This is a genomic window from Streptomyces sp. NBC_00247 (assembly GCF_036188265.1).
Lineage (GTDB): Bacteria > Actinomycetota > Actinomycetes > Streptomycetales > Streptomycetaceae > Streptomyces.
The window spans coordinates 2,882,289-2,908,381 of record NZ_CP108093.1 but is presented as its reverse complement, the minus strand read 5'-3'; the positions used below and the strand labels follow the sequence as shown (position 1 = coordinate 2,908,381).

Sequence of the window (26,093 nt, the reverse complement as noted above, 5' to 3'; positions counted from 1 at the left end):
CAGGACCCCCGACCCATGGCAGCCATCCGCGTGATGCTCGTCGACGACCAGGCGCTACTGCGCACCGGCTTCCGGATGGTGCTCGCCGCACAGCCGGACATGGAGGTGGTCGCCGAGGCGGGCGACGGCGCCGAGGCCATCGAGGTGCTCCGCGCCACTGCCGTGGACGTCGTCCTGATGGACGTCCGCATGCCCAGGCTGGACGGGGTGGAGGCGACGCGCCGCATCTGCGCGCAGGAGAACCCGCCGAAGGTCCTCATCCTGACCACCTTCGACCTGGACGAGTACGCCTTCACCGGCCTCAAGGCCGGAGCCAGCGGCTTCATGCTCAAGGACGTGCCGCCCGGGGAGCTGCTGAACGCGATCCGCTCGGTGCACAGCGGGGACGCCGTCGTCGCGCCGTCCACCACCCGGCGGCTGCTGGACCGGTTCTCCCCGATGCTGCCGAGCACCGCCTCCGAGCCCGGCGACAAGCGCGTCGAGCGGCTCACCGAGCGGGAGCGCGAGGTGATGCTGCTGGTCGCGCAGGGGCTGTCGAACGGCGAGATCGCGGGCCGGCTGGTGCTCTCGGAGGCCACCGTGAAGACGCACGTCGGCCGCATCCTCACCAAGCTCGGGCTCCGCGACCGGGTCCAGGTCGTCGTCATGGCCTACGAGTCGGGGCTGGTCAGAGCGGGCGGCGCCCGCTGACCCGGAGGACCTCGCCCGCCGCGCCACGCCTTCCTGCCACCCCGGCACGCCTCGCGGTCACCGCAGCACGCCTTCCAGGAAATCGGTGCCGAGCCGGGCGACGACCGTCAGGTCCAGCTGGTGCAGTACGTACCGGCCGCGCCGTCGCGTGGTGACCAGGCCCGCCTTCTTCAGCACCGACAGGTGCCGGGAGACCTCCGGGGACGTGATGCCGTGCGCGTCGGCCAGCTCGCCGGTGGTGTGCGGGGAGCGCGCCAGGTTGCGGCAGAGCCGCAGCCGCAGCGGATGGGCCAGTGCCTCCAGGCGCAGCCGGACGAACTCCACCGAGGCGGGCGAGGGCAGCTCGGGCCGGTGCACCGGATAGAGGATCACCGGCCGCCAGCCGGGAGCGTGCCCGATCATCAGGTGCGGCCAGCCGAAACCGGTGGGGACGAGCGTGATGCCCGGCTTCACCCCGGGGCCGGTCGCGGTCGTGCGGGCCGCGTTCAGCTTGTCGACCACGATCCGGTCGCCGTCCTCGCTCAGCGAGAGCGCCGCCGAGACCGCGCCGACCGCCTCGCCGAGGCCCTTGCGGCGGAGCACCTCCGTCTTGTGCCGGGCGTCGGCGACCAGCGGGACGCGCGCCCGGTTCCAGGTGTCGGCGAAGAAGGCCGCCTCGCAGTCCTCGAAGAGGCGGCGGAGCCAGGCGCGCACCGAGCCGGGGTCGGCCAGCAGCCGCTCGGTGAAGTCCGTCTGGCGGGGGCCGCGGGCGGCGGCCATGTCACGGGCCCGCTCGCGCGTCACCTCGTCCGTCAGCGGGGAGGAGGTGCCCGGGCCGTAGAAGGTGCAGGAGGTGAACTCCAGCGCGGCCGAGACGAACCGTTCCTCGTCCAGCCGGTCCAGGGTGTCCAGGTCCTCGGCGAGGGTGGCGCCGGCCCGCCTCTCGCCGCCCGCGACGCCCGCGAACGGCAGGAAGATGTCGGAGAAGGTGTTCCGCCAGAGGAACTCCGCCTCGTGCAGCCGGTCGGCGAGGTCCGGCGGTAGCGCGGCGGCGGTCGCGGTGACCCAGCCGTGCAGCCCCGGGTGGTGCCCCGGCTCCGAGAGCGCGTGCAGGGCCATCCCCAGCTCGGCCAGGGGCGAGGTCTCGAAAACGATGGCGTCGGCGGGCAGCCCGGAGATGTCGATGGTCACGCTCACCCGACCATGGTGCGGGGTGCCCGCCCCCGCGCGCACATCGCTTGACGGGAGACGTCAATCGGCGCGCGGGGGCGGGCGGGCCCGCGCAGGCTGAAGCCATGGACGCGATACAGCAGCAGATGTACGACACCTGGCGTGCGGCCCGTGACGGCGTACGCCCGCCGCCCCTGCCCGGCACCCACGACGGTGAGATCCTGCGCGATCTCATGGGCCGGGTCCGCGCCCGCCGCGAGATCCTCGCCCGGAAGCGGGCCGAGGCCTGGCCCCGGTGGTGAGACGGGTTCCCCGGACGGGTACCCCGCGCCCCGGGGAACCCGGACCGCGCCCGGGACACCGAAACCGCGCCGGGGTGCCCGGACCGCGCCCGGGACACCGAAACCGCCCCGGGGTGCCCGGTCCGCGCCCGGGGCCCGCGGTGCCCCCGGGGCTCAGGCCAGCCGGGCGACGAACTCGCGCACCGCGTCCCGTACGTCCTCGGCCGTCCACTCCAGCCCCGCCGCGCTCACGGTGACCTCGGTGTACGAGACCCCGGGCGGCAGCCGGGCGCCCGTGAACCAGCGGCGGAAGAGCGTCACGCCCGTCTCCTCGGCCTGGCGCAGCGAGGCATCGTCCAGCAGCTCGGTGGAGTACGGCAGCCAGACCTGGAACTGGTGGGTGTGCGGCGGCTCGGGGCGCACCCGGAACCACGGCACCGCCGACTCCTCGAACGCTTCGGCCAGCGCACCGGCGACCGTCCGGGCGTGGTCCACGTACTCCGGCAGCCGGGGCAGCTCCCGCTCCAGGCCGACGAGCGCGGAGAGTGCGGCCGGGTACTGCTGGAAGAGCTGGCCGCCGTAGCGGTGGCGCCAGGAACGGGCCTCTTCGATCAGCGTCCGGGGACCGGCCAGGACCGCCCCGGACATGCCGCCGAGCGACTTGTAGAAGGAGACGTAGACGCTGTCGGCGAGGCCCGCGATCTCCGCGAGACCGTGCCCGAAGTGCGGGACGCACTCCCAGAGGCGGGCCCCGTCCAGGTGCACCACCGCGTCCCGCTCCCGGGCCGCCCCGACGACCTCGGTCAGCTCCTCCCAGGTCGGCAGGGTGAAGCCGGCGTCCCGCAGCGGCAGCTCCAGCATCAGGGTGCCGAACGGTTCGGGGAAGTCGGCGACCTCCTCGGCCGTGGGCAGCCGGGGCGCGTCCGTCGGGTACACCGTGCGCAGCCCGCTCACCGCGCCGAGCGCACCCTCCTCGTGCACCTCGGGATGGGCGAGGGGGTGCAGGGCCACGGTGGCGTTGCCGGTACGCGCCGCCCAGCACCGCAGCGCGACCTGCTGGGCCATCGTGCCGGTGGGGAAGAAGGCGGCCGCCTCCATGCCCAGCAGCCCGGCCACCCGCTTCTCCACCTCCGCGACGACCCCGTTGCCGTACTGGTCGACCGGCTCGTCCGTGCCGTACACCGATCCCGCCGCCGCGGCGAGCGCGGCCAGCTGATCGCCGAGCGTGCCGTCCGAGGACGTGCGCGCCAGGACGCGGTGCGAGGCCCGCCAGGCGGTCAGCCTGCGTCGCCGCGTCTTCTCTTCGTCCGTTGCTGACATGCGAACATCATCGTCCGCGCCACCGGGGCCGCCCACCCGGGGCTGCCCGGACGCGGGGCGGTTCCGGAGCGGCCGGGAGTTACCCACAGGCTGTGGGCAGAGCGGAGCCGGGGCAGGGCGCTGGCGTAGCATGCAGAGGAATCGTCCGGTACCCCCCGCGGACTGGAACGGAAGGCCATAGCCGCGTGAACACGACATCCCCGAGAGACCCGACAGACCCCCTCGACGCCCGGAACCGTCCCGCCCGCCTCACCGTGGGCGTCGTCGGAGCGGGCCGTGTCGGCCCCGCCCTCGCCGCCTCGCTCCAGCTCGCCGGGCACCGCCCGGTCGCCGTCTCCGGTGTCTCCGAAGCCTCCCGCCGCCGGGCCGCCGCCCTGCTGCCCGACGTGCCGCTGGTGACGCCCGCCGAGGTCCTCGCCCGCGCCGACCTGGTGCTGCTCACCGTCCCCGACGACACCCTGCCCGGCCTGGTCCAAGGGCTCGCCGACACCGGCGCCGTCCGGCCCGGCCAGCTCCTCGTCCACACCTCGGGCCGGTACGGCACCCGGGTGCTGGACCCCGCGCTGCGCGCCGGAGCACTGCCGCTCGCCATCCACCCCGCGATGACCTTCACCGGCACGCCCGTGGACGTCCAGCGCCTGGCCGGCTGCTCCTTCGGCGTCACCGCGCCCGAGGAGCTGCGGCTCGCCGCCGAGGCCCTCGTCATCGAGATGGGCGGCGAGCCCGAGTGGATCGAGGAGGAGGCCCGCCCGCTCTACCACGCGGCGCTCGCCCTCGGCGCGAACCACCTGGTCACCCTGGTCGCCGAGGCGATGGAGCTGCTGGCCAAGGCGGGGGTCACGGCCCCCGACCGGATGCTCGGCCCGCTCCTCGGCGCCGCGCTCGACAACGCCCTGCGCTCCGGCGACGCGGCCCTCACCGGCCCGGTGGCGCGCGGCGACGCGGGCACGGTCGCCGCGCACGTCGGCGAGCTGCGCGCGCACGCCCCGCAGATGGTCGCCGGGTACCTCGCGATGGCCCGCGCCACCGCCGACCGGGCGCTCGCGCACGGTCTGCTCAAGCCGGAGTCGGCCGAGGACCTCCTCGGCGTCCTCGCGGACGGCACACGCTCCACCGGCCGCCCGGCCGGCTCCGCACCCACCGACGACGAAGAGCCGGGAGAACCCCGATGACCGCCACACCCACCCGTGCCCAGGGCGCCGCCGCCGTCCTGCTGCACTCGGCCGAAGCGCTCCGGGCGCTGCCCCGCCCGGCCGGCTCCCGGCGCGCGGTCGTCATGACGATGGGCGCGCTGCACGACGGCCACGGCACCCTGATCCGGGCCGCGCGCGAGGCCGCCGGACCGGACGGCCAGGTCGTGGTCACCGTCTTCGTGAACCCGCTGCAGTTCGGCGAGGCCGCCGACCTGGACCGCTACCCGCGCACCCTGGAGGCCGACCTCGCGGTGGCCTCGGCGGCCGGCGCGGACGTGGTCTTCGCCCCCTCGGCCGAGGAGGTGTACCCGGGCGGCGACCCGCAGGTCCGCATCTGCGCCGGACCGATGGGCGAGCGCCTCGAAGGCGCCTCGCGCCCCGGGCACTTCGACGGGATGCTCACCGTCGTCGCCAAGCTCCTCCATCTGACCCGCCCGGACGAGGCGCTCTTCGGGCAGAAGGACGCCCAGCAGCTCGCGCTCGTCCGCCGGATGGTCCGCGATCTTGACTTCGGCATCGAGATCACCGCCGTCCCCACCGTCCGGGACGCCGACGGTCTCGCGCTCTCCAGCCGCAACCGGTTCCTGTCACCGGCCCAGCGGCACACCGCCCTCGCCCTCTCCGCAGCCCTGTTCGCCGCCCGCGACCGGCTCGCCGCCCAGCACGCGCTGCGCGAGCGCGCCCTGGCGACCGGCGCAGGGGTGCGCGACGGCCGTGACGGTCCCGCGCACACCGGCACCGACCGGGCCGCCGGGCTCAACGCGCTCGGCGAGTCCCGCCTCGCCGCCGACGCCCAGGCCGTGGCGCTCGCCCCGCACGGCAGCACCGCCGAGGCCGTCCGGGCCGCCGCGCGTACCGTCCTGGAGGACGCCGCGGGGGCGGCGGAGCCGCTCGTGCTCGACTACCTCGCCCTGGTGGACCCGGCCGACTTCACCGAGGTCCCCGACGACCGGGACGGCGGCGAGGCCGTCCTCCTCGTCGCCGCGCGGGTCGGCGACACCCGTCTGATCGACAACATCCCCCTGAACCTCGGAGCACTCTCGTGACCGGAATACGGCTGACAGCCCCCGAACCCGGCTGGTCCATCGACGCCGACGTGGTGGTCGTCGGCTCCGGCGTGGCCGGGCTCACCACCGCCCTGCGCTGCGTCGCCGCCGGACTCGACACCGTGGTCGTCACCAAGGCCCGCCTGGACGACGGCTCCACCCGCTGGGCCCAGGGCGGCATCGCCGCCGCGCTCGGCGAGGGCGACACCCCCGGACAGCACCTCGACGACACCCTGGTGGCCGGTGTGGGGCTCTGCGACGAGCCTGCCGTGCGCACCCTGGTCACCGAGGGCCCCGGCGCCGTACGCCGGCTCATCGAGACCGGGGCGCGCTTCGACACCGACGGGAGCGGCGACGTCGCCCTCACCCGCGAGGGCGGCCACCACCGGAACCGGATCGTGCACGCGGGCGGCGACGCCACCGGCGCCGAGGTCTCCCGCGCCCTGGTGGAGGCGGTACGCACCCGGGCGCTGCACACCATCGAGAACGCCCTGGTCCTGGACCTGCTCACCGACGCCGAGGGCCGTACGGCCGGCGTCAGCCTGCACGTCATGGGCGAGGGCCAGCACGACGGGGTCGGCGCGGTCCACGCCCCCTCGGTGGTGCTCGCCACCGGCGGCATGGGCCAGGTCTTCTCCGCCACCACCAACCCGCCGGTCTCCACCGGCGACGGCGTGGCGCTCGCGCTGCGGGCCGGAGCCGAGATCTCGGACCTGGAGTTCGTCCAGTTCCACCCCACGGTCCTCTTCCTGGGCGCCGACTCCGAGGGCCAGCAGCCGCTGGTCTCGGAAGCGGTGCGCGGCGAGGGCGCGTACCTCGTGGACGCCTCCGGCACGCGCTTCATGACCGGGCAGCACGAGCTGGCGGAGCTCGCCCCGCGCGACATCGTCGCCAAGGCCATCACCCGCCAGATGCAGCTGCGGGGCACCGAGCACATGTACCTCGACGCCCGGCACTTCGGCGCCGAGATGTGGGAGAACCGCTTCCCGACGATCCTGGCCGCCTGCCGCGAGCACGGCATCGACCCGGTCACCGAGCCGATCCCGGTCGCGCCCGCCGCCCACTACGCGTCCGGCGGCGTCCGTACCGACCTGCGCGGACGCACCACCGTGCCCGGTCTGTACGCCTGCGGGGAGACCGCCTGCACCGGAGTGCACGGCGCCAACCGTCTCGCCTCCAACTCGCTGCTGGAGGGGCTCGTCTTCGCCGAGCGCATCGCGGCCGACATCGCCGAGCGCCGCCCCGCCCGTACCGAGGCGGTCCGCCCCGAGGGCGGCCCGCGCGTCGCGCTGCTGGCCCCCGAGGCCCGCACGGCGATCCAGCGCGCCATGACCCGGGGCGCCGGGGTGCTCCGCTCCGCCGAGAGCCTGGCCGCCGCCGCCCGGGAGCTGGAGGCGCTGCACGCCGGCGCCACCGAGCCCGGGGAGATCGCCGGGAAGGCCGCCGTGCCGGGGGTCGACGCCTGGGAGACCACCAACCTCCTGCTGGTCTCCCGGGTCCTGGTCGCCGCCGCGAGCGCGCGCGACGAGACCCGCGGCTGCCACTGGCGCGAGGACCACCCCGAGCGCGACGACACGGACTGGCGCGCCCACCTCGTCGTACGTGTCGGCGAGGACCGGACGCTCTCCGTGCGCCGCACCCCGGGCGCCGACTTCGACCCCGTACGCCCGTAGGACCGGCCGGGCGACCGCACGGCCCGACCGCACCAGCCCGACCCGCATCCCCGCACCATCACCGCCACCGCACCGCCAGACGCCACCGAGGAGCCGCAACCGTGAGCACGCCCGAAGAGAACCGCCCGACACCGGTGGACGTCCCGCTGATCCACATCGGGGCCCCCGCAGCGTCCGCGGGCGGCTGCGGCGACGACTGCGGCTGCGCCTCGGACGACTACGACCCGGACGCCCTGGAGTGCGGGCTCGACCCCTCCCTCGCCGCGCTGCTGGCCGAGGCCGGACTCGACCCCGTCCAGGTGGAGGACGTGGCGCACGTCGCGATCGAGGAGGACCTCGACGGCGGGGTGGACGTCACCACCGTGGCGACCGTCCCCGAGGACGCCGTCGCCACCGGTGACTTCACCGCCCGCGAGGCCGGTGTCGTCGCGGGCCTGCGCGTCGCGGAGGCCGTGCTCTCCATCGTCTGCACCGAGGACTTCGAGGTCGAGCGCCACGTCGAGGACGGCGAGCGCGTCGTCGCCGGACAGAAGCTGCTGACGGTCACCACCCGCACCCGCGACCTGCTCACCGGCGAGCGCGGCGCCCTCAACCTGCTCTGCCGCCTCTCCGGAATCGCCACCGCCACCCGCGCGTGGGCCGACGTCCTGGAGGGGACGAAGGCCCAGGTCCGCGACACCCGCAAGACCACCCCGGGGCTGCGCGCGCTGGAGAAGTACGCGGTCCGCTGCGGCGGCGGAGTCAACCACCGGATGTCGCTCTCCGACGCGGCCCTCGTGAAGGACAACCACGTGATCGCGGCCGGCGGCGTCGCCGAGGCGTTCAAGCGGGTCCGCGAGGAGTTCCCCGAGCTCGCCATCGAGGTGGAGGTCGACACCCTCCAGCAGGTCCGCGAGGTGCTGGAGGCCGGCGCCGACCTGATCCTGCTGGACAACTTCACCCCCGGCGAGACCGAGGAGGCCGTCGCGCTCGTCGGCGGGCGCGCGGTGCTGGAGTCCTCCGGCCGGCTCACCCTGGACACCGCCCGCGCCTACGCCGACGCGGGCGTCGACTACCTCGCCGTCGGCGCGCTCACCCACTCCTCGCCCATTCTCGACATCGGCCTGGACTTCCGCGAGGTCCCCGCCACCGGCGAGGCCGACGCCTGATGCTGCTCACCATCGACGTCGGCAACACCCACACCGTCCTCGGTCTCTTCGACGGCGAGGAGATCGTCGAACACTGGCGGATCTCCACCGACTCCCGCCGCACCGCCGACGAACTGGCCGTGCTTCTCCAGGGGCTGATGGGCATGCACCCGCTGCTCGGCGTGGAGCTGGGCGACGGCATCGAGGGCATCGCGATCTGCTCCACGGTCCCCGCCGTCCTGCACGAGCTGCGCGAGGTGACCCGCCGCTACTACGGCGACGTGCCCGCCGTCCTCGTGGAGCCCGGCATCAAGACCGGCGTTCCGATCCTGATGGACAACCCCAAGGAGGTCGGCGCCGACCGCATCATCAACGCGGTCGCGGCGGTCGAGCTGTACGGAGGTCCGGCGATCGTCGTCGACTTCGGTACCGCCACCACCTTCGACGCGGTCTCCGCACGCGGCGAGTACACCGGCGGCGTCATCGCCCCGGGCATCGAGATCTCGGTCGAGGCGCTCGGCGTGAAGGGTGCCCAGCTCCGCAAGATCGAGCTGGCCCGCCCGCGCAGCGTCATCGGGAAGAACACCGTCGAGGCCATGCAGGCGGGCATCGTGTACGGCTTCGCGGGCCAGGTCGACGGCGTGGTCGCGCGGATGAAGCGCGAGCTGGCGGACGACCCCGACGACGTGACCGTCATCGCGACCGGGGGCCTTGCGCCAATGGTGTTGGGCGAGGCCTCCGTCATCGACGAACACGAGCCCTGGCTGACCCTCATCGGGCTCCGCCTGGTCTACGAGCGGAACGTCTCGCGGATGTAGCCGTGCGGCGTCGTCGCGGCCGTGCACCCTGGCGCACCTGCGACGACGCCTCAGCACAGCGGCCCGGCCGCACCGGAACGCGCCGCGCCACATGTGACCAGTTAAGAGGATTTTGTCCCTTTAGCACGTACTGTCGCGCCATGCCCACGCCCTACGGATCACGAGGCGGCATGGCGTTCGGTGCGGACGAGCTGCGGGTACTCCGACGCGCTCTCGCCGTTGCCCTCCACCCCATGCCCTTGCCCGACGAGGATGTCCAGGACTGCCTGCGGCTCGCGGGAGCGGTGGACGACGCGGTCGGTGAGGCGGGCCGGCTCCGCGCGTTCCTGCTGGCCGACCTCGCCCGCTACCGTGCCGCCCTGCCCGGCTCCGTCAGCGGCTACCTGGAGCTCCTCCAGGACGCTCTGGCCGCCGGTTACGACCCCCGGCCGGACGATCTCGCGGCCCTGCGGGCGCTGCGCGGCAGACCGGTCGCGGCAGCGCTCCTGGAGCGCTGCCAGGTGCTCGCCGAAGGCTCGGTACGGGCCCGCCTGGCGGGCCGTACCGCGGTCCTCGCCGCCCCGGGCCCCCGCAGCCGGCTGCTGGCCCTGCCGGGCGGCCGCGCGGCGGCGGAGCCCCAGCGCCCGGCGGGTCCGGCCGCACCGTCCAGGCCGCAGGCGCCGGGCGACCGCCCGATGCCCAAGCCGTCCGAGGTCTTCCCGCCGCGCCGCCGCCCGGCGCCGCCGCCCGAGGAGCAACGCGCGGCGGGCTGAGCCGCCCGTCCGTTCTGCGCGCGTACGGCGGTCCGGCCCGACCCGCCGGGGAGGGTGCCTCGGACCGCCGTACCGGCCTCGCTACTCTGGACGTCATGGACTACGTAGCCGCGCTTGTTCCGCCCGTCGTGATGGCCGCATTCTTCATCGGTCTCGTGGTGACGATGGTGAAAAGCCAGGGTGGGCCGAACAAGGGCAAGGAGGACGCGGCCGTGGACGCCGCCCTCGCCCGTGCCGAGGCCGCGCGCCAGACCCCGGCCGCCGAAAGCGCCTGAACGCCTGATCCGCGCCTTGCCCGGGACGTCCGGGCTGTCCGGGCGACGCATTCCGGTACCGGTTCCGGTGCCGGTTTCGCGCTGCCGACGGCCTGAGCCGGCGCCCGCGCGCGACGTCGCTACCCGCCTTCCCGGCGTGCGTATGCGCCGTCGGTGCGCGCTTTAGGTGCGAGGCCCCCATTCCGGCCCATGCCGGTGACTGTATCCACTCCCGTCCGGGTGTCCCGCTCCTGATTTCCGCCGTGTCCGGGTGCCCCGCGCCGGATTCTCCGGCGCCCGAGGCGGTTGTGGAGTCCGGCCGTCTTCGGTTCTTCCGCCCGTACGGCCGGCACGCACAACCGGAACAACCGACCACCCGGACGGTTATCGGCGCCCACTGCCGGCGCGCGGCGCTTAATTCGCGCCCCCCATGGCACCCGCACTACCCGGCGCACCCCGAAGAGCGCACGGCCCGCATCGGGCCCCGCGCTCTTTTTTCCGTACCTTCCGGGTCCCCGGGTTCTCTTCCCTTCTCGGAGGGCTCGGGTCTCGCTCGGGGGCTCCGGAGAAAATAACTACGCATTTCGGGCATCTGGCATTAAGGTGACCGTGTGCCCCGCCAATTGGGAGAGCTGGAAGACGCCGTGATGACGCGCGTCTGGCAATGGAACCGACCCGTCACCGTGCGAGAAGTGCTGGAAGACCTTCAGCGGGAACGCTCGATCGCTTACACCACCGTCATGACGGTTATGGACAACCTTCACCAGAAGGGGTGGGTCCGCAGAGAAGTCGACGGCCGTGCCTATCGATATACGGCGGTCTCCACGCGTGCCGCGTACTCGGCCGCACTGATGAACGAAGCCTGGTCGCGGAGCGACAACCCGGCCGCCGCACTGGTCGCCTTCTTCGGCATGATGTCCGCGGAACAGCGGGAAGCCCTCAATGACGCCGTGCGGATCATTTCCCCAGGTCCGGGTGGCGTGGCGGCACTGCCGACCGATCCCGGGGCCGCGGCGGCCGCCGGTGGCGGCACGGCGGACACCGCGGAAGGCCCCGGCGCAGAGACCGCGACCGACGGTCCGGCGGACGTTCACGCCGATGTTCCGGTCGATGACACGGCGGAGGGCGGCGGACGATAGCGTCGGGCCATGTCTGCAGACCTGACGCAAAGCCAGTCGGAAACCGAAGGCGAAACCGACTCGGCGGTCGAAAAGCCCGCCATCACCGTCCGCCGTGCCAGGACCAGCGATGTGGGCGAGGTCCGTCGGCTGCTGGACGGCTACGTGACCGACGGCATCCTCCTGGACAAAGCGACGGTCACCCTTTACGAGGACATCCAGGAGTTCTGGGTCGCGGAACGCGACCAGGACGCCAGGGTCGTCGGATGCGGCGCACTCCATGTGATGTGGGAGGACCTCGCCGAAGTGCGAACTCTCGCCGTCGATCACCGGGTCAAGGGCACCGGAGTGGGCCACCAGGTACTCGACAAGCTGTTGCATACCGCGCGCTGGCTCGGTGTCCGCCGGGTTTTCTGCCTGACCTTCGAAGTCGACTTCTTCGCGAAGCACGGGTTCGTGGAGATCGGCGAGACGCCTGTCGACATGGATGTCTACAGCGAGCTGCTGCGTTCCTATGACGAGGGTGTCGCCGAGTTCCTCGGTCTCGAACGAGTGAAGCCGAACACCTTGGGCAACAGCCGGATGCTTCTGCACCTCTGATCGGTAGAACTTCCCTGATCCCTATGTCCGATACGCGCCCGTTTCCCGTGTTCCCCGGGCCCCGAACCTCTCCCTGGGGTTTGTGTTTTCCCGGGAAAAGCGGTTTCCTTTCCGCGTACTCCATTTTCGATGAAAGGATATCTCGTGGCGCAGAAGGTTCAGGTCCTTCTTGTTGACGACCTCGACGGCGGCGAGGCGAACGAGACCGTCACGTTCGCGCTGGACGGCAAGACCTACGAGATCGACCTCACGACGGCCAATGCGGACAAGCTCCGTGGTCTTCTCGAGCCGTACACCAAGAGCGGACGCCGCACCGGCGGCCGCGCCGCCACGGGCCGCAAGGGCCGTGCGCTCGGTGCCGGTACGGGTGGCAACAAGGACACCGCCGAGATCCGGAAGTGGGCCCGCGAGAACGGCCACGACGTGAACGACCGCGGTCGCGTTCCCGCCGGTGTCCGCGAGGCTTACGAGGCGGCCAACGGCTGACTCGACGGCCGGCCGGCCGTCGGACGCACCCGGGAACGCCGCAAACGGACCCGGTGGCATTCCGTCGCCGCCATATCCACCAGCCGTACGAGATCGGGAGCATCCCCACCCCTGCTCCCGAAACCCGCGAGGGCCGGAAAGGAATCCGGACCCCGCGGCGGCTCGGGGGGCCGCAGCCAGAGCGCGGCCCCCGGCGGGCAGCGGTGCGACAACCGGTGCGGTGCCGGTGCGGTGATCCTGCCACCGGTCCCGATGCCCACGAGATCCAGCGCGATACCGCCCCACTCCAGCCAGTCCAGCAGTGCGGGCAGTTCCTCCGCGCTCCCGGCCGCCACGAGCAGCCGCATCCGCCCCCGCGCCACCGCCACGGGACCGGTACGTCCGAAACGGCGCAGCACCGCGCGACCCGCCGCGGCGGGCAGGTCCAGCACGTCGAACCGGACGCCGGTCAGCAACGCCAGCGGGCGGCCCCGGTCGGTCGCCCAGCCGAGCCCGTCCTCGTACCACCGCTCCAAGGCCACCGCGGGGTCCTCGGCGCCCTCGGGCTCCCGGCACGGGCCGGTCCCCGCGCGCTCCAGGTGCTCCGCGCCACACGTGTTCTCCACGCTTCCGGCGTGGCCGCCGCCCGGGCGCGTACCCGCGTCCGGGGGGCGGCCACGACCCGGCGGGACCAGTGCCGACGTGTCGGCCGACCGCGGGGCGCGAGGTGACGGGACGATGGGGCTCATGTGCGAGGAACCTCCGGACCGCCTTCCGGGTTACGCCAGGTGTGGCGCGAGACGGCTCGTGAGGGGTTTCGTGAGCCCCGGGCCGCTGCGCCGCGGGCGCAACGGCCGTCACCCCACGTGCGCGGGCTGTTACGGGGGGTTCCGGTCAAGGGCGTGCGGGGGAGCGTCGGGCGCCACGCGGTTGTTCGCCCGTAGCGGAGGGAACGGGCGCGCGCCGCATGGACTGTCTGTAATTGCGGGTAAGACATGACTGGTGGGAAGGGGCGACACACGAACCGGGGCGTCTTGCGTTCGCCACCGGCGTAGTGCTGACAGGGGTATCTGCCTGGCCTGCGGGAACATCGTCTCGCACCATCGGGTTGGAGCAGGTGTCGGCTGATCGGCAAGGTTTCCTCGCTGCTGCGGGGGTGATCCGGTCGGCAGTTGGAATGAGCGGTCCCCGCTTGCGGGACTAAGCTGCGGAAGGACAGGGAGGGGACCGACCCCTAACTGCCTGACCGCTCTGAGGAGCGATTAACGATGTTCGAGAGGTTCACCGACCGCGCGCGGCGGGTTGTCGTCCTGGCTCAGGAAGAAGCCCGGATGCTCAACCACAACTACATCGGCACCGAACACATTCTCCTGGGCCTTATCCACGAGGGTGAGGGTGTCGCCGCTAAGGCCCTGGAGAGCCTCGGGATTTCGCTCGAGGCGGTCCGCCAGCAGGTGGAGGAGATCATCGGTCAGGGCCAGCAGGCCCCGTCCGGCCACATCCCCTTCACGCCCCGAGCCAAGAAGGTCCTGGAGCTGTCGCTCCGCGAGGCCCTCCAGCTCGGCCACAACTACATCGGCACCGAGCACATCCTGCTCGGCCTGATCCGCGAGGGCGAAGGCGTCGCCGCGCAGGTCCTGGTGAAGCTGGGTGCCGACCTCAACCGGGTGCGGCAGCAGGTCATCCAGCTGCTCTCCGGTTACTCCACCAGCAAGGAAGCCGCCACCGCCGGCGGCCCCGCCGAGGGCACCCCCTCCACCTCACTGGTGCTGGACCAGTTCGGCCGCAACCTCACCCAGGCTGCCCGCGAATCCAAGCTCGACCCGGTCATCGGGCGCGAGAAGGAGATCGAGCGGGTCATGCAGGTGCTGTCCCGCCGGACCAAGAACAACCCGGTCCTCATCGGCGAGCCCGGCGTCGGCAAGACCGCCGTCGTCGAGGGCCTGGCCCAGGCGATCGTCAAGGGCGAGGTGCCCGAGACCCTCAAGGACAAGCACCTCTACACCCTGGACCTCGGCGCCCTGGTCGCCGGCTCCCGGTACCGCGGTGACTTCGAGGAGCGCCTGAAGAAGGTCCTCAAGGAGATCCGCACCCGCGGCGACATCATCCTGTTCATCGACGAGCTCCACACCCTCGTGGGTGCGGGTGCCGCCGAGGGCGCGATCGACGCCGCGAGCATCCTGAAGCCGATGCTGGCCCGTGGTGAGCTCCAGACCATCGGTGCGACCACGCTCGACGAGTACCGCAAGCACCTGGAGAAGGACGCGGCACTCGAGCGCCGCTTCCAGCCCATCCAGGTCGCGGAGCCGTCGCTGCCGCACACCATCGAGATCCTCAAGGGCCTGCGCGACCGTTACGAGGCCCATCACCGGGTCTCCATCACGGACGAGGCGCTGGTCCAGGCCGCCACTCTGGCCGACCGGTACATCTCGGACCGCTTCCTCCCGGACAAGGCGATCGACCTGATCGACGAGGCCGGCTCCCGGATGCGCATCCGCCGGATGACCGCGCCGCCGGACCTCCGCGAGTTCGACGAGAAGATCGCGGGCGTGCGCCGCGACAAGGAGTCGGCCATCGACTCCCAGGACTTCGAGAAGGCAGCTTCCCTCCGCGACAAGGAGAAGCAGCTGCTGGCCGCGAAGACCAAGCGCGAGAAGGAGTGGAAGGCCGGCGACATGGACGTCGTCGCCGAGGTCGACGGCGATCTCATCGCCGAGGTCCTGGCGACCGCCACCGGCATTCCGGTCTTCAAGCTGACGGAGGAGGAGTCCTCCCGTCTGCTGCGCATGGAGGACGAGCTCCACAAGCGCGTCATCGGCCAGAAGGACGCCATCAAGGCCCTTTCGCAGGCGATCCGCCGTACGCGGGCCGGCCTGAAGGACCCGAAGCGCCCCGGTGGCTCGTTCATCTTCGCCGGCCCGTCCGGTGTCGGTAAGACCGAGCTCTCCAAGACGCTCGCCGAGTTCCTCTTCGGCGACGAGGACGCGCTGATCTCCCTCGACATGTCGGAGTTCAGCGAGAAGCACACGGTTTCCCGCCTCTTCGGTTCGCCCCCCGGTTACGTGGGCTACGAAGAGGGCGGCCAGCTCACCGAGAAGGTGCGCCGCAAGCCGTTCTCCGTCGTCCTCTTCGACGAGGTCGAGAAGGCCCACCCCGATATCTTCAATTCCCTGCTCCAGATCCTGGAAGACGGTCGCCTGACCGACTCCCAGGGCCGGGTCGTGGACTTCAAGAACACGGTCATCATCATGACGACCAACCTCGGGACCCGGGACATCTCGAAGGGCTTCAACCTGGGCTTCGCCGCCCAGGGCGACGTCAAGACGAACTACGACCGGATGAAGGTCAAGGTCAACGAAGAGCTCAAGCAGCACTTCCGGCCCGAGTTCCTGAACCGTGTCGACGACACCGTCGTCTTCCACCAGCTCAGCCAGGAAGACATCATCCAGATCGTCGACCTCATGGTCGCCAAGGTGGATGAGCGTCTCAAGGACCGTGACATGGGCATCGAGCTCAGCACGGAGGCGAAGAACCTGCTCGCGAAGAAGGGTTACGACCCCGTGATGGGCGCCCGGCCGCTGCGCCGGACGATCCAGCGCGAGATCGAGGACATCCTCTCCGAGAAGATCCTCTTCGGCGAGCTGCGCCCCGGCCACATCGTGGTCGTCGGCACGGAGGGCGAAGGCGACGACAAGAAGTTCACCTTCCGCGGCGAGGAGAAGTCGGCCCTGCCCGACGTCCCGCCGATCGAGTCGGCCGCCGGTGGCGCCGGCCCGAACATGACGAAGGACGCGTCGTAGTACCAGGCGTACGTGAGTGAAGGGGCTGCCCCGGACCGGTATCGGTCCGGGGCAGTTTCTTCGTGTGCGGGGAGGGGGCGTCCGGCGGTCAGAGCGCTGCCACGGTCAGCCGGGTGCTTTCCAGGCGCTCGGACCCGACGAGTTCGCCTCCGCCCAGGAGCACCTCGATGTGCAGGTCCGGCTGTCCGTACAGAGGGGTCACGTCGATCGTGGTGCCTGGCCGGCCGCGCAGAGTGAGGCGGCGCAGGGACGGGAACAGGTCGCGGAGCGGGCGCAGCCCGGCGTTGGATCCCCGGCCGACTACGAGGGAGAGCGCGGACAGCTGAGGCAGCGGCTCTCCGTCACCCGGCCAGGGCTCGCTGACGGCGTGCGAAAGCTCAACTGCCGTGACGTGCGGTGCGGTACGCAGCGCGGCCACCAGGGACTCCAGCGAGGAGACCTTGCGCAGCCGCAGGGTTCGGAGCGAGGACCACGCACTCAGATTGTCCAGTTCCACGGCGCCGGACACGTGCAGGGCCAGCTCCCTGAGGCGAGGCAGGGACGGCAGCCCGCTCAGGCGGTCGGCGTCGGACGCCACGTCCAGTTCCCGCAACCACGGCACTTCCCTGAGGGCGGCGAGCCGGTCCATCGGCAGGCCGTCGGTGCGCAGGATGAGCTGCCGCAGGGCGGGCCAGCCCTTGAGCGGCGCGAGGTCCGTGACGCCGGGGCACCCGTCGACAGTGAGCCGTAGCGACTGACGGCGGTCCTGGAGCACCGATAGGTCGGTGAGCAGCGGGTTGCGCAGGAAGGTCAGGGATTCGGGGCGGATCTGCCGCAGCCCCTGCCGCAGGTCGCCCTCTTCGAACGGGCCGTCGAGCGTGAGGGCGAGGGCCGGCCCGGCGGGACCCAGGTGGGGCAGGGCCAGCAGCTCGGCACGGCTGCCGACGGACAGATGGGCTCCGTCGAGGTACCCCCCGGCCAAGACGTCCCGGGCGAACTCCTCGGTGGGGAAGTTGGGCCACTCGGTGGACAGTTCCGAGGCCGACGCGGGGGCGTCCGCCACCCATGCGCGGGCGTACGCGAGAGCCTCCCGCCCGCCGACCGCGCCGAGCAGCCAGACGATGAACCGCCTGTCGGCGGGATCGTCCGGGAGAGCGGACGGATCCGGCAGATGGGCCAAGGCGTCCGTGCCGAGGGACCCGAGCAGGTCCGCCATCTCCAGGGAGCGTGGCGGGAAGAGTTCGGTGAGCGCCGCGCGTATCCGCTCCCGCGTTCCGTCGCCCAGCCACGTCGCCTGCTGGGCGCAGAGGGCTGCCAGCACGCGCACCGCCGCCACGCCCCAGGCGCCGGGTGCGTCCTCGTCGTACGACTCCGCCTGGTCCAGCAGCCCGTTGACCAGTGTGGAGAGCTGGCTCCGTCCGCAGTGTCCGGACGCCAGCGCGATCACGTCCGCCCACGACTCGTCGTGGGCGGCCCGGAGCAGTTCGTTGATCTGGTCCGACTCGACGAATTCGGCTGCCGCCAGGTAGTCCTGGAAGGTGCGGTGGGCGAATTGGTAGCTGTCGTCCGCCCGTTCCTGGAGAAGGCCGCTGCGGTTGAGCAGGTGGGTGAGGATCGCGTCCGCCGTTCCCTGCCTCCGCACCCGTTCCATGCCTGCCAGCGCCCGGTCCAGCTGGTGCAGGGCCTGATCACGGGAGAACTCGGTCTGCCCCTCGCGCACCAGCCAGATCGCGATCCGCTGGAGGAGCAGCATCTGCTCCTCCACCTCCATGGTGATGCCCTCGGGGCCCGTGATGCCCCGCCGCTGGTCGCGATTGCCCAGGAGCATGCCGAGAGCGGACCGGTAGAGCTTCCAGCGGGTGGTCGGGAGGAAGCCCTCCTGCCTCCGGTGCAGCGCGCAGATCACCGCGCAGAGCAGGGGCGTGCGCGCCAGGTCGCTCAGCGTGCGGTTGGCGCGGAACTGCCTGGCCAGATCCCGTTCGAGTTCGTGCAGGCGCTGGTGATCGCCGTCGTCCAGCCGGGCGGCCTTGTGCCAGGCCGCCACGAACGCCTGGATGTCCTCGTCGCGCAGTGGCAGCAGCCGCAGTTCTTCGAAACCCTCGGCGGCCAGCCAGTCGGGTTCGACGGCCAGCGGCCGTACGGTGGCCACGCAGCGGGTCTCCGGGTAGCGGGCGACAAGGCGCGAGAGCCAGGCGTACGCCTCCTCCCGCTCACCCGGCGGGACCTCGTCGAGCCCGTCCACCAGGAGCAGGCCCCGGCCGGACTCCAGGACACGCCCGGCCCAGCCGTCCGGAGCGGTGTCCACGGCCAGCCGGGCCGCTACGGGGAGCGCGGCGGGAGTGGGTAGCTCCTCGCTGCGCGCTCGCACGGTGCGCAGCGGGACGACGAAGGGGACGAGACCGTTCAGTGACCCGAGCCGGTCCGGGAGCGTTCCGGCCGAGGCGTGCGCCGCCAGCCACCACAGCAGAGTGGTCTTCCCCGCCCCGGCGTCACCGCGGAGCAGCACCCGGGGACGATCGGTGAGGAGTTCGTCGATGCGCCGGGGAGCGGTACGGGCCGCGGGAAGGCGGACCTCCCTGCTTGTCCACCGCCCGCCCGTCTCCGCTTCCAGGCTCAGATACGCGGTGTCCAGGTCCCATTCGGAGTCGCGGCGCCCCAGCTCGTCCAGCCCGAAGATTCTGGTCTTGCGGTAGGCCGCGCCGAGGGCGAGCGTGTACTCCTCCTCGTACGGGAGGTCAGCCGGGTACGTGCCGTGCACCTGTTCCGTACGGGGCTCTGACCCGGTGGCCTGCTCGTACGCCTGGCGGAAGCCCGCCGACTCCAGCAAGGGCCGCAGCGAGACGCACTCCACCCGTCGTCCGTCGCGGCGGGGCGGTATCTGGCGGGCGAGGCCGATGAGGACCGCCCCGGCGAAGACCGGACCGCCGGAGAGGCCGCTCAGCAGGGCTTGGCCGTCCTCGTCCGTGGCCGGGGGCGGGCCGTCCAGCTCGCAGACCAGGAGGTGCCGGAGGAGGCCCGCCATGGGCAGCACGGTGGCGGTGTACTGGTCGGCCTCCAAGTGGCGCTCGTCGCCGTACCGCTGGATCTCCGGGAAGCCGGTGATCTCGCAGCCGGGGAGGGACTGGGCCGAGGCGAGCACACCGAGGCGTACCGGCGGGACGGGCAGCAGCGGGCCGTCGGCCAGCAGGAGTGCCGCGTCCTGCTTCGCGCCGACCCAGAGAACGTGGCCGGTCACGGCTTCCGGCAGGTCCGGGTGTGAGACCGACGCGCTCGCCTCGCCCCCGAGGACATGCGCGCAGGTCAGCACCAGCCGGTCGGTGAGCAGCACCCCGCTGCCCTGGCGGGCCGACCGGACCACGACGGTGCGGTCCGTGGGGCGTACGGGACGGGGGCGAGCGCTCACTCGCCGCCGCGTCCCCGGCCGAAGTGGGCGGTGCTGCCGCCCGGGGCGTCGTTGCCGATCTCCAGCGGGCCGGAGCCGTCGGCCTTGCGGGGGCTCAGGGTGAAGGCGACCTTGTGCGTGGTGCCGGTGGTGCGGGAGGCGTCGGCGCCGGCCTCCACCACCCATGCCTTGACCTTGCCGCCCGCCTTGGCCTCCTTGCGGAGCTCCACCGTGAACTCCATCTGGATGTCGCCCACCTTGAAGACGACGGGGCGCCCGGTGGCGCGCGCCGCGGCCTCGATGAGCTGGTCGCGGACCGATTCGACGGCGTCCGCGAGCTCGATCCGGTCCAGGGCGTGGTGCTCGTCGGTACTCATGGCAGCCCCCGGTGCCGCCTGCCCGGCGGCGAGATGACGTGGCATGCCGAAGGTCCCAAATCGGACATCCCTTGGTCCCGCCGGCGGTGACAAGGCGCACAGGCCGATTCGAGCCTACTAGGCGCCTTCGGAGATGTGCTCGGGATCGCCGGAAGGTCTTTGGTCCCGGGGGTGGTCGGGACCTTCGAAAGGCGGGCCGATCTGCCGGATTTCTGGGGCCGTATCTGGATCGGGCCGGCTTCACCTGCGGTTTCGCGGCTTTGGGCGACGTGGTCTGCGGGGCTCGCGCGGCTCCCCGGGCGGGACGTCCCGCCCCCGATTCCCGGTGTCCGGTCTACGGCTTTTCATCGTAGAAGGGGTACTTGAGCTTGCCTCCGGGGCGGGTTACCAATGTGGAGCAAGCCCGGACAAACGATCGGGTTTCGCCCCCGGACAGAACGACCGGGGAGCCCCCCATCTTCGGAGGACTTACTCGTATGTCGAAGCGCGTTACGACCCTCACCCGCCCGTCGACCTCTCGTGTCCGCGGCGCTGTCCTGGCCGCCGGTCTCGGAGCGTCGATGGTCCTGGGTGCTGGCGCGGCGTTCGCCTCCGGCACCACGGGCACCGTCGCCCTCACCAGTGCCACCACCGCCGACGCGGTCGCCAAGCAGGCGTCCGCCCAGAGCAAGGCCGCCGTGGACGCGAAGAAGTCCGCCGCCGAGCAGGCCGACACGGCCAAGAAGGCCGCTGCCGCCAAGCAGGCCGCCGCGAAGAAGAACGCCGCCTCGTGGCAGGTCCCGGTGAAGCACTACACCCTGAGTGCCACCTACGGCACCGGTGGCGACCGCTGGGCGCACAAGCACTCCGGCCAGGACTTCGCGGTGCCGATCGGTACCCCGGTCCACGCGGCCCACACCGGTACGGTCGTCAAGACCGGCCCGAACGGTGGCGGCGACGGCCCCGCGTACGGCAACGCCATCGTGATCAAGCACGCCAACGGCAAGTTCACGCAGTACGCGCACCTGTCGAAGATCGACGTCCGTATCGGCCAGACCGTGAAGACCGGCCAGGAGATCGGCCTCTCCGGCAACACCGGTAATTCCAGCGGCCCGCACCTGCACTTCGAGGTCCGGACCACGGCCAACTACGGCTCGGCGATCAACCCGGTCAGCTTCCTGCGGGCCGTCCACGTGTCGGTCTGACCGACCGGGATCGCACCCAGCGCTGAACACGGCTGATCCACGAAGCCCCCAGGACTGTTCCGGTCCTGGGGGCTTCGCCGTACCCGGTCCGGACGGATCAGGTCAGCGGCAGCCGGTAGAGGCCGTTCGACAGGGGTTCCACCAGCCCGTCGGCCACCAGGCCGTCCAGGGCGCGGGCGCGCTGCACCGGCTCGTCCCACACCGCGTCCAGAGCGGCCTGCGAGACCGGGGCGACGGAGTCGCGGAGCACCGCGAGGAGCCGTCCGCGTACCTGCCGGTCCGTACCGGCGTACGTCTGGCCCCGGCGGGCCGGGCCCTGGTGCGCGGGCTTCCCGGCGAGCAGCCAGGCGCACCGCGAGGCGATGGGGCAGCGCGAGCAGTCCTCGTTCTTCGCGGTGCACACCAGCGCACCGAGCTCCATCGTCGCCGCCGCCCACGCCGCGGCCCGGTCGTCCTCCTCGGGGAGCAGGGCGCGGGCGAGCTTGCGCTCGGCGGCGGTGGTCGCGTTCGGCGGGTACTGGATGCCGGTGGCCGCCCGCGCGAACACGCGGCGGACGTTCGTGTCGAGCACCGCGTGCCGCTGCCCGTACGCGAACGAGGCGACGGCCGCCGCCGTGTATTCACCGATTCCGGGCAGCGCCAGCAGCTGGGCGTGCTCACTGGGAACGTCGCCGCCGTGGCGTTCCGTTATGGCCTGGGCCGCGCCGTGCAGGCGCAGCGCGCGGCGCGGGTAGCCGAGCCGGCCCCAGGCCCGGACCGCCTCGCCCGGCGCCTCGGCGGCCAGGTCGGCCGGGCGCGGCCAGCGGGCCAGCCACTGCTCGTACACCGGGAGGACCCGGTTCACCGGGGTCTGCTGGAGCATGAACTCGCTCACCATCACGCCCCAGGCGCCGGCCTCCGGGCGGCGCCAGGGCAGATCGCGGGCGTGCTGCTCGAACCACCCGATGACGGGGGTGTGGAGGAGGGAAGCGGGGGGCGTGTGTGTCGAAGTCGTGGCAGTCATCGCACCTACGATCCTGGCACGGAAGGCCCGGCGACGTTCACGGGCGCGGGGGTGTCGCCCCCGGCGAGAGCCTCTGGACGGACAACGCCACCCGTTCTGTCCCCTCTGCCCCGGTCTCCTCTTGCTTGTCCGGCGCGCACACCGCGAACCGGTCGCCCAACAAGCCCTTCCGGAATGATGATCCGCAAAAGTTGACCATCACAGCGGCGGGTGGGGCGGGAGTTGGGCGCGATCTCTCGTACAGTTTGCGACGTGGGATCTCTGCGCAAACCGGTCGGCCCGCTTCCCTCCAGCATCTACTGGCGACGGAGGGTGGTAGCGGCGATTCTGGTTGCGCTGCTCGCGGTGCTGCTCGCCTGGGTCTTCCTGCCCGGCACGGGCAGGAAGACCCCGCCCGACGCCAAGCCCGGCACCTCCGAACCCGCGCGTTCGATCACGCCCGGACCCTCCGACTCCGGGCCGGCGATCAGCCAACAACCCGGCGGACGGCACGAGTCGGGCGGTGGCGACGCCAGCACCGGCGCGGCCTCAGGCGGTTCGGACGGTTCGAACGGCGATGCCGGCGACGGCGACGCCGCGACCACGAGCCCCTCGCCCGGCGCGGGAGCCTCCTCGGACACGGCCGTCGGCGGTACCGCCGCGGCCGGAGGCACCGAGGGCGTCCAGGTCCCCGCGGGTTCCGCGCTCCCCGACTGCCGCCCCGCCGCCGTCCAGTTGAGCGTGCGGACCAGGGTGACGTACGGCCCCGAGGAAACACCCGAATTCCAGCTGATCGCGAAGAACACGTCCACCGGCGACTGCAAGGCCGACCTCGGCCCGAAGGTCGCGGTGCTCACGGTCACGGACGCCAGCGGTGACGACGACGACCAGGTCTGGTCCTCCAAGGACTGCCCGACCGCGTCCGGCAGCCTCTGGTTCAAGGTCCCGGCGGGGCAGACGGTGATCCGCACGATCGACTGGAACCGCACCAGGAGCACCCCGGACTGCGCGACCCCGTCGACCGGCAAGGCGGCCCCGGGAACGTACCTCCTGGAGGCCAAGGCCCCGGGCGAGCCGCTCCAGCGCGCGTCCTTCGTCCTCGCCAAGGACTGAGCCCCGGCCCCGGGGGCACGTGGCCCGCGCCGCCGGGGGCAGGTGGCCCGCCCCGGGGGCCGAAGCCCTCGGACGGGGCCTCGTCAGCCGTCAGACGTACCGCTCCAGGATCGACGACTCGGCGAGCCGGGAGAGGCCCTCGCGGACGCTCCGCGCCCGCGCCTCGCCGACGCCGTCCACGGTCTGGAGGTCGTCCACGCTCGCCGCGAGCAGCTTCTGCAGCCCGCCGAAGTGCTCCACGAGGCGCTCCATGATCGCGCCGGGCAGGCGCGGCACCTTCGCAAGCAGCCGGAAACCACGCGGCGAGACGGCCGAGTCCAGCGTCTCGGGCGAACCGCTGTACCCCAGCGACCGTGCCACCACCGCGAGTTCGAGCAGCTCGGAATGGCTCAACGCGTCCAGCTCGGTCAGCGCCTCCGCGACCGTACGCGAACGCTTCGCCGTCGGCTCGGGGACGTAGTCGCGTACGACGAGCTCCCGCTCCGGCTCCACGCCTGCGATCAGCTCGTCCAGCTGGAGCGCCAGCAGGCGTCCGTCGGTACCGAGCTCGACCACGTACTCCGCGATCTCCGTCGCGATCCGGCGCACCATCTCCAGCCGCTGCGCGACGGCCGTCACGTCCCGGACCGTCACCAGGTCCTCGATCTCCAGCGCGGAGAGCGTGCCGGCGACCTCGTCGAGGCGCAGCTTGTACCGCTCCAGCGTGGCGAGGGCCTGGTTGGCGCGGGACAGGATCGCGGAGGACTCCTCCAGCACCCGCCGCTCGCCGTCGACGTACAACGCGATCAAGCGCATCGACTGGGACACCGAGACGACCGGGAAACCGCACGACTTCGAGACGCGGTCGGCCGTGCGGTGACGGGTTCCGGTCTCCTCGGTGGGGATCGAGGCGTCCGGGACGAGCTGGACGCCCGCCCGCAGGATCTTGGTGATGTCCTTGTCGAGGATGAGCGCGCCGTCGAGCTTGCACAGCTCGCGCAGGCGGGTCGCGGCGAACTCGACGTTCATCACGAAACCGCCGGTGCACATCGACTCGACGGTCTTGTCCATGCCGAGGACGATCAGCCCGCCGGTGTTCCCCCGCAGGATGCGCTCCAGTCCGTCACGCAGGGCCGTTCCGGGCGCGACCGCGCTCAGCGAAGCGCGCATCAGCGCTTCGTTACCGGTGCCTTGGCCGGACTTTCCGGGCGATGATGCCCGGTCGTTGGCTGCCACTGCACTCCTCCGGTCACGGGTTTGCGGTGCCCTTGCGTCCCTCGTGCCGCGCGTGCGAGCGGGCGAGACCAGGGCAAAGTCTACCGGCGCGCGCCGTCCTCCTGTGGTGCCTCCGAACGAGACCGGCGCGGCAGCACCCTGAGAGCATCGCCCATGTCGGCGACTTCTGTGACCTTCATACCGGCCGGGACCTTTCCCGGATCGCCCGGGACCAGCGCGTGAGTGAACCCGAGACGGTGCGCCTCGGCCAGTCGGCGCTGCACACCGGTGACCCGCCGCACCTCTCCGGCGAGACCCACCTCACCGATGGCGACCAGGTTCTTCGGGAGGGGGGTGTCGCTCGCCGCGCTCGCCAGCGCCAGCGCGATGGCCAGGTCCGCGGCGGGCTCGGTGAGCTTCACCCCGCCCACCGTCGCGCTGTAGATGTCCCGCTTGCCCAGCGCGCTGATCCGGCCCCGCTGCTCCAGCACCGCCAGCATCATCGAGACCCGCGAGGTCTCCAGGCCCGAGGTGGTGCGGCGGGGCGACGGGATCTGCGAGTCGACCGTGAGCGCCTGCACCTCGGCCACCAGGGGCCGCTTGCCCTCCAGAGTGACGGTCAGACAGGTGCCGGGCACCGGCTCGTCCCGCCGCGTCAGGAAGAGGCCGGACGGATCGGCGAGACCGGTGATCCCCTCGTCGTGCAGCTCGAAGCAGCCGACTTCGTCGGTCGCGCCGTAACGGTTCTTGACGCCCCGGACGAGTCGCAGTCGCGCGTGCCGGTCGCCCTCGAAGGAGAGCACCACGTCGACCAGGTGCTCCAGCAACCGGGGCCCCGCGATGGCGCCGTCCTTGGTGACGTGACCCACCAGCAGCGTCGCCATCCCGCGGTCCTTGGAGGCGCGGATGAGCGCCCCGGCGACCTCGCGGACCTGCGCCATGCCGCCCGGCGCCCCGTCGATCTCCGGCGACGCGACGGTCTGCACCGAGTCCAGCACCAGCAGGGACGGCTTGACCGCGTCGAGATGGCCGAGGACGGCCGACAGGTCGGTCTCCGCCGCGAGGTAGAGGTGGTCGTTGATCGCCCTGATCCGGTCGGCGCGCATCCGGACCTGGCTCGCGGACTCCTCCGCCGTGACGTAGAGGGTGCGGTGCTCCTCGCTCGCGGCCTTCGCGGCCACGTCCAGCAGCAGGGTCGACTTGCCGACGCCCGGCTCCCCGGCCAGCAGCACCACGGCGCCCGGTACGAGCCCGCCGCCCAGCACCCGGTCCAGCTCGCCGACACCGGTCGAGCGGGCGGTCGCCTGACGGCTGTCCACCTGGCCGATGGGCACGGCGGCGGTGGAGACCCGGCCGGCCGCGGTGGTGCGCACGGCGGGCGCGCCGCCGAACTCCTCGACGGTGCCCCAGGCCTGGCATTCCGGGCAGCGGCCGAGCCACTTGGCGGTCGTCCAGCCGCACTCCGTGCAGCGGTAGGACGGACGGTCCTTCGTGGACTTCGTGCGGGCAACCATGGCGTCACCGTATAGCCCGGCTACGACAATGGGGTTTCCGGAGGGCCGCGGGCGACCGCGGCCCCATCGTGGGAGGGGACCG

General features: G+C 72.3%; 23 protein-coding genes. 15 read left to right on the top strand and 8 right to left on the bottom strand.

All coding sequences use genetic code 11. The annotated features are described in order from the left end of the window. Window positions 1-15: 15 nt before the first annotated feature. Window positions 16-690, top strand: coding sequence for a response regulator transcription factor (locus OHT52_RS12245; protein ID WP_328720177.1), 675 nt, complete (start codon window positions 16-18; stop codon window positions 688-690). Between the two features lie 57 nt (window positions 691-747). Here the strand turns inward: OHT52_RS12245 and OHT52_RS12240 are convergent, their stop codons facing one another. Then, on the bottom strand, window positions 748-1,860 hold the full coding sequence (locus tag OHT52_RS12240) for a DUF5937 family protein (protein WP_328723709.1): 1,113 nt from the start codon (window positions 1,858-1,860) through the stop codon (window positions 748-750). A 104-nt stretch (window positions 1,861-1,964) separates the two neighbouring features. Between OHT52_RS12240 and OHT52_RS12235 the strand changes: the two genes are divergently transcribed. Continuing rightward, complete coding sequence (locus OHT52_RS12235) at window positions 1,965-2,141, top strand: hypothetical protein (protein ID WP_328720176.1); 177 nt, start codon at window positions 1,965-1,967, stop codon at window positions 2,139-2,141. 153 nt (window positions 2,142-2,294) lie between these two features. Here the strand turns inward: OHT52_RS12235 and OHT52_RS12230 are convergent, their stop codons facing one another. Further along, window positions 2,295-3,440 (bottom strand): threonine aldolase family protein, encoded by a 1,146-nt coding sequence (locus OHT52_RS12230; RefSeq protein ID WP_328720175.1) that lies wholly within the window; start codon window positions 3,438-3,440, stop codon window positions 2,295-2,297. Window positions 3,441-3,625: 185 nt separating this feature from the next. Here OHT52_RS12230 and OHT52_RS12225 point away from each other — a divergent pair, with 185 nt between their 5' ends. From OHT52_RS12225 to OHT52_RS12180, 10 genes are all read left to right on the top strand, one after another. Then, on the top strand, window positions 3,626-4,612 hold the full coding sequence (locus tag OHT52_RS12225) for a Rossmann-like and DUF2520 domain-containing protein (protein ID WP_328720174.1): 987 nt from the start codon (window positions 3,626-3,628) through the stop codon (window positions 4,610-4,612). After that, window positions 4,609-5,679: a pantoate--beta-alanine ligase gene (gene panC / locus OHT52_RS12220; protein ID WP_328720173.1), complete on the top strand. Its 1,071-nt coding sequence runs from the start codon at window positions 4,609-4,611 to the stop codon at window positions 5,677-5,679. Before OHT52_RS12225 ends, panC begins: the two co-directional genes overlap by 4 nt. Beyond that, complete coding sequence (locus tag OHT52_RS12215; protein ID WP_328720172.1) at window positions 5,676-7,352, top strand: L-aspartate oxidase; 1,677 nt, start codon at window positions 5,676-5,678, stop codon at window positions 7,350-7,352. Before panC ends, OHT52_RS12215 begins: the two co-directional genes overlap by 4 nt. A gap of 101 nt (window positions 7,353-7,453) precedes the next feature. Next, window positions 7,454-8,500, top strand: coding sequence for a carboxylating nicotinate-nucleotide diphosphorylase (gene nadC, locus OHT52_RS12210; protein WP_328720171.1), 1,047 nt, complete (start codon window positions 7,454-7,456; stop codon window positions 8,498-8,500). Continuing rightward, complete coding sequence (locus OHT52_RS12205) at window positions 8,500-9,297, top strand: type III pantothenate kinase (protein ID WP_328720170.1); 798 nt, start codon at window positions 8,500-8,502, stop codon at window positions 9,295-9,297. Before nadC ends, OHT52_RS12205 begins: the two co-directional genes overlap by 1 nt. A gap of 170 nt (window positions 9,298-9,467) precedes the next feature. Next, window positions 9,468-10,049: a hypothetical protein gene (locus OHT52_RS12200; RefSeq protein ID WP_328723708.1), complete on the top strand. Its 582-nt coding sequence runs from the start codon at window positions 9,468-9,470 to the stop codon at window positions 10,047-10,049. A 95-nt stretch (window positions 10,050-10,144) separates the two neighbouring features. Beyond that, window positions 10,145-10,324, top strand: coding sequence for a hypothetical protein (locus OHT52_RS12195; RefSeq protein WP_328720169.1), 180 nt, complete (start codon window positions 10,145-10,147; stop codon window positions 10,322-10,324). Window positions 10,325-10,950: 626 nt separating this feature from the next. Then, entirely contained in the window at window positions 10,951-11,442 is a 492-nt protein-coding gene (locus tag OHT52_RS12190; protein WP_443046786.1) for a BlaI/MecI/CopY family transcriptional regulator, read from the top strand. 9 nt (window positions 11,443-11,451) lie between these two features. Continuing rightward, a complete protein-coding gene (locus tag OHT52_RS12185) occupies window positions 11,452-12,021 on the top strand; it encodes an amino-acid N-acetyltransferase (protein ID WP_328720167.1) in 570 nt (189 codons plus the stop codon). Between the two features lie 144 nt (window positions 12,022-12,165). Beyond that, on the top strand, window positions 12,166-12,507 hold the full coding sequence (locus tag OHT52_RS12180; RefSeq protein WP_328720166.1) for a histone-like nucleoid-structuring protein Lsr2: 342 nt from the start codon (window positions 12,166-12,168) through the stop codon (window positions 12,505-12,507). Here OHT52_RS12180 and OHT52_RS12175 read toward each other — a convergent pair. Next, window positions 12,486-13,085 carry an SCO3374 family protein gene (locus tag OHT52_RS12175; protein ID WP_443046785.1) on the bottom strand — a complete coding sequence of 200 codons (600 nt, stop codon included), beginning with the start codon at window positions 13,083-13,085 and terminating at the stop codon, window positions 12,486-12,488. The two genes, OHT52_RS12180 and OHT52_RS12175, sit on opposite strands and share 22 nt — an antisense overlap. 669 nt (window positions 13,086-13,754) lie before the next feature. On the opposite strand from OHT52_RS12175, the gene OHT52_RS12170 reads away from it, so the two are divergent. Then, window positions 13,755-16,286 (top strand): ATP-dependent Clp protease ATP-binding subunit, encoded by a 2,532-nt coding sequence (locus OHT52_RS12170; RefSeq protein WP_328720165.1) that lies wholly within the window; start codon window positions 13,755-13,757, stop codon window positions 16,284-16,286. 88 nt (window positions 16,287-16,374) lie between these two features. Here the strand turns inward: OHT52_RS12170 and OHT52_RS12165 are convergent, their stop codons facing one another. After that, on the bottom strand, window positions 16,375-19,668 hold the full coding sequence (locus tag OHT52_RS12165) for an NACHT domain-containing protein (protein WP_328720164.1): 3,294 nt from the start codon (window positions 19,666-19,668) through the stop codon (window positions 16,375-16,377). Continuing rightward, the gene (locus OHT52_RS12160) at window positions 19,665-20,024 is read right to left on the bottom strand and encodes a trypco2 family protein (protein ID WP_328720163.1); all 360 of its coding nucleotides are present in this window, start codon (window positions 20,022-20,024) and stop codon (window positions 19,665-19,667) included. The genes OHT52_RS12165 and OHT52_RS12160 overlap by 4 nt, the downstream gene beginning before the upstream one ends. Window positions 20,025-20,500: 476 nt before the next feature. Between OHT52_RS12160 and OHT52_RS12155 the strand changes: the two genes are divergently transcribed. Next, window positions 20,501-21,208, top strand: a complete 708-nt coding sequence (locus OHT52_RS12155; RefSeq protein WP_328720162.1) for a M23 family metallopeptidase — start codon at window positions 20,501-20,503, stop codon at window positions 21,206-21,208. A 97-nt stretch (window positions 21,209-21,305) separates the two neighbouring features. On the opposite strand, the gene OHT52_RS12150 is transcribed toward OHT52_RS12155, so the two are convergent. Then, window positions 21,306-22,211 carry an A/G-specific adenine glycosylase gene (locus OHT52_RS12150; protein ID WP_328720161.1) on the bottom strand — a complete coding sequence of 302 codons (906 nt, stop codon included), beginning with the start codon at window positions 22,209-22,211 and terminating at the stop codon, window positions 21,306-21,308. 252 nt (window positions 22,212-22,463) lie between these two features. Here OHT52_RS12150 and OHT52_RS12145 point away from each other — a divergent pair, with 252 nt between their 5' ends. Beyond that, the gene (locus OHT52_RS12145; RefSeq protein ID WP_328720160.1) at window positions 22,464-23,303 is read left to right on the top strand and encodes a hypothetical protein; all 840 of its coding nucleotides are present in this window, start codon (window positions 22,464-22,466) and stop codon (window positions 23,301-23,303) included. A 90-nt stretch (window positions 23,304-23,393) separates the two neighbouring features. Here the strand turns inward: OHT52_RS12145 and disA are convergent, their stop codons facing one another. Together disA and radA are read right to left on the bottom strand one after the other, a co-directional pair. Then, window positions 23,394-24,518 carry a DNA integrity scanning diadenylate cyclase DisA gene (gene disA, locus OHT52_RS12140; protein WP_328720159.1) on the bottom strand — a complete coding sequence of 375 codons (1,125 nt, stop codon included), beginning with the start codon at window positions 24,516-24,518 and terminating at the stop codon, window positions 23,394-23,396. 80 nt (window positions 24,519-24,598) lie between these two features. After that, the gene (gene radA / locus OHT52_RS12135; protein ID WP_328720158.1) at window positions 24,599-26,011 is read right to left on the bottom strand and encodes a DNA repair protein RadA; all 1,413 of its coding nucleotides are present in this window, start codon (window positions 26,009-26,011) and stop codon (window positions 24,599-24,601) included. Between the last annotated feature and the right edge of the window lie 82 nt (window positions 26,012-26,093).

Excerpts from the sequence above, each read along its gene's own strand:
- OHT52_RS12245 (WP_328720177.1), top strand. The coding sequence starts at position 16 with ATGGCAGCCATCCGCGTGATGCTCGTCGACGACCAGGCGCTACTGCGC.
- OHT52_RS12235 (WP_328720176.1), top strand. The coding sequence starts at position 1,965 with ATGGACGCGATACAGCAGCAGATGTACGACACCTGGCGTGCGGCCCGT.
- OHT52_RS12230 (WP_328720175.1), bottom strand. The coding sequence starts at position 3,440 with ATGTCAGCAACGGACGAAGAGAAGACGCGGCGACGCAGGCTGACCGCC.
- panC (WP_328720173.1), top strand. The coding sequence starts at position 4,609 with ATGACCGCCACACCCACCCGTGCCCAGGGCGCCGCCGCCGTCCTGCTG.
- OHT52_RS12205 (WP_328720170.1), top strand. The coding sequence starts at position 8,500 with ATGCTGCTCACCATCGACGTCGGCAACACCCACACCGTCCTCGGTCTC.
- OHT52_RS12200 (WP_328723708.1), top strand. The coding sequence starts at position 9,468 with ATGGCGTTCGGTGCGGACGAGCTGCGGGTACTCCGACGCGCTCTCGCC.
- OHT52_RS12195 (WP_328720169.1), top strand. The coding sequence starts at position 10,145 with ATGGACTACGTAGCCGCGCTTGTTCCGCCCGTCGTGATGGCCGCATTC.
- OHT52_RS12190 (WP_443046786.1), top strand. The coding sequence starts at position 10,951 with ATGACGCGCGTCTGGCAATGGAACCGACCCGTCACCGTGCGAGAAGTG.
- OHT52_RS12185 (WP_328720167.1), top strand. The coding sequence starts at position 11,452 with ATGTCTGCAGACCTGACGCAAAGCCAGTCGGAAACCGAAGGCGAAACC.
- OHT52_RS12170 (WP_328720165.1), top strand. The coding sequence starts at position 13,755 with ATGTTCGAGAGGTTCACCGACCGCGCGCGGCGGGTTGTCGTCCTGGCT.
- OHT52_RS12160 (WP_328720163.1), bottom strand. The coding sequence starts at position 20,024 with ATGAGTACCGACGAGCACCACGCCCTGGACCGGATCGAGCTCGCGGAC.
- OHT52_RS12155 (WP_328720162.1), top strand. The coding sequence starts at position 20,501 with ATGTCGAAGCGCGTTACGACCCTCACCCGCCCGTCGACCTCTCGTGTC.
- OHT52_RS12150 (WP_328720161.1), bottom strand. The coding sequence starts at position 22,211 with ATGACTGCCACGACTTCGACACACACGCCCCCCGCTTCCCTCCTCCAC.
- radA (WP_328720158.1), bottom strand. The coding sequence starts at position 26,011 with ATGGTTGCCCGCACGAAGTCCACGAAGGACCGTCCGTCCTACCGCTGC.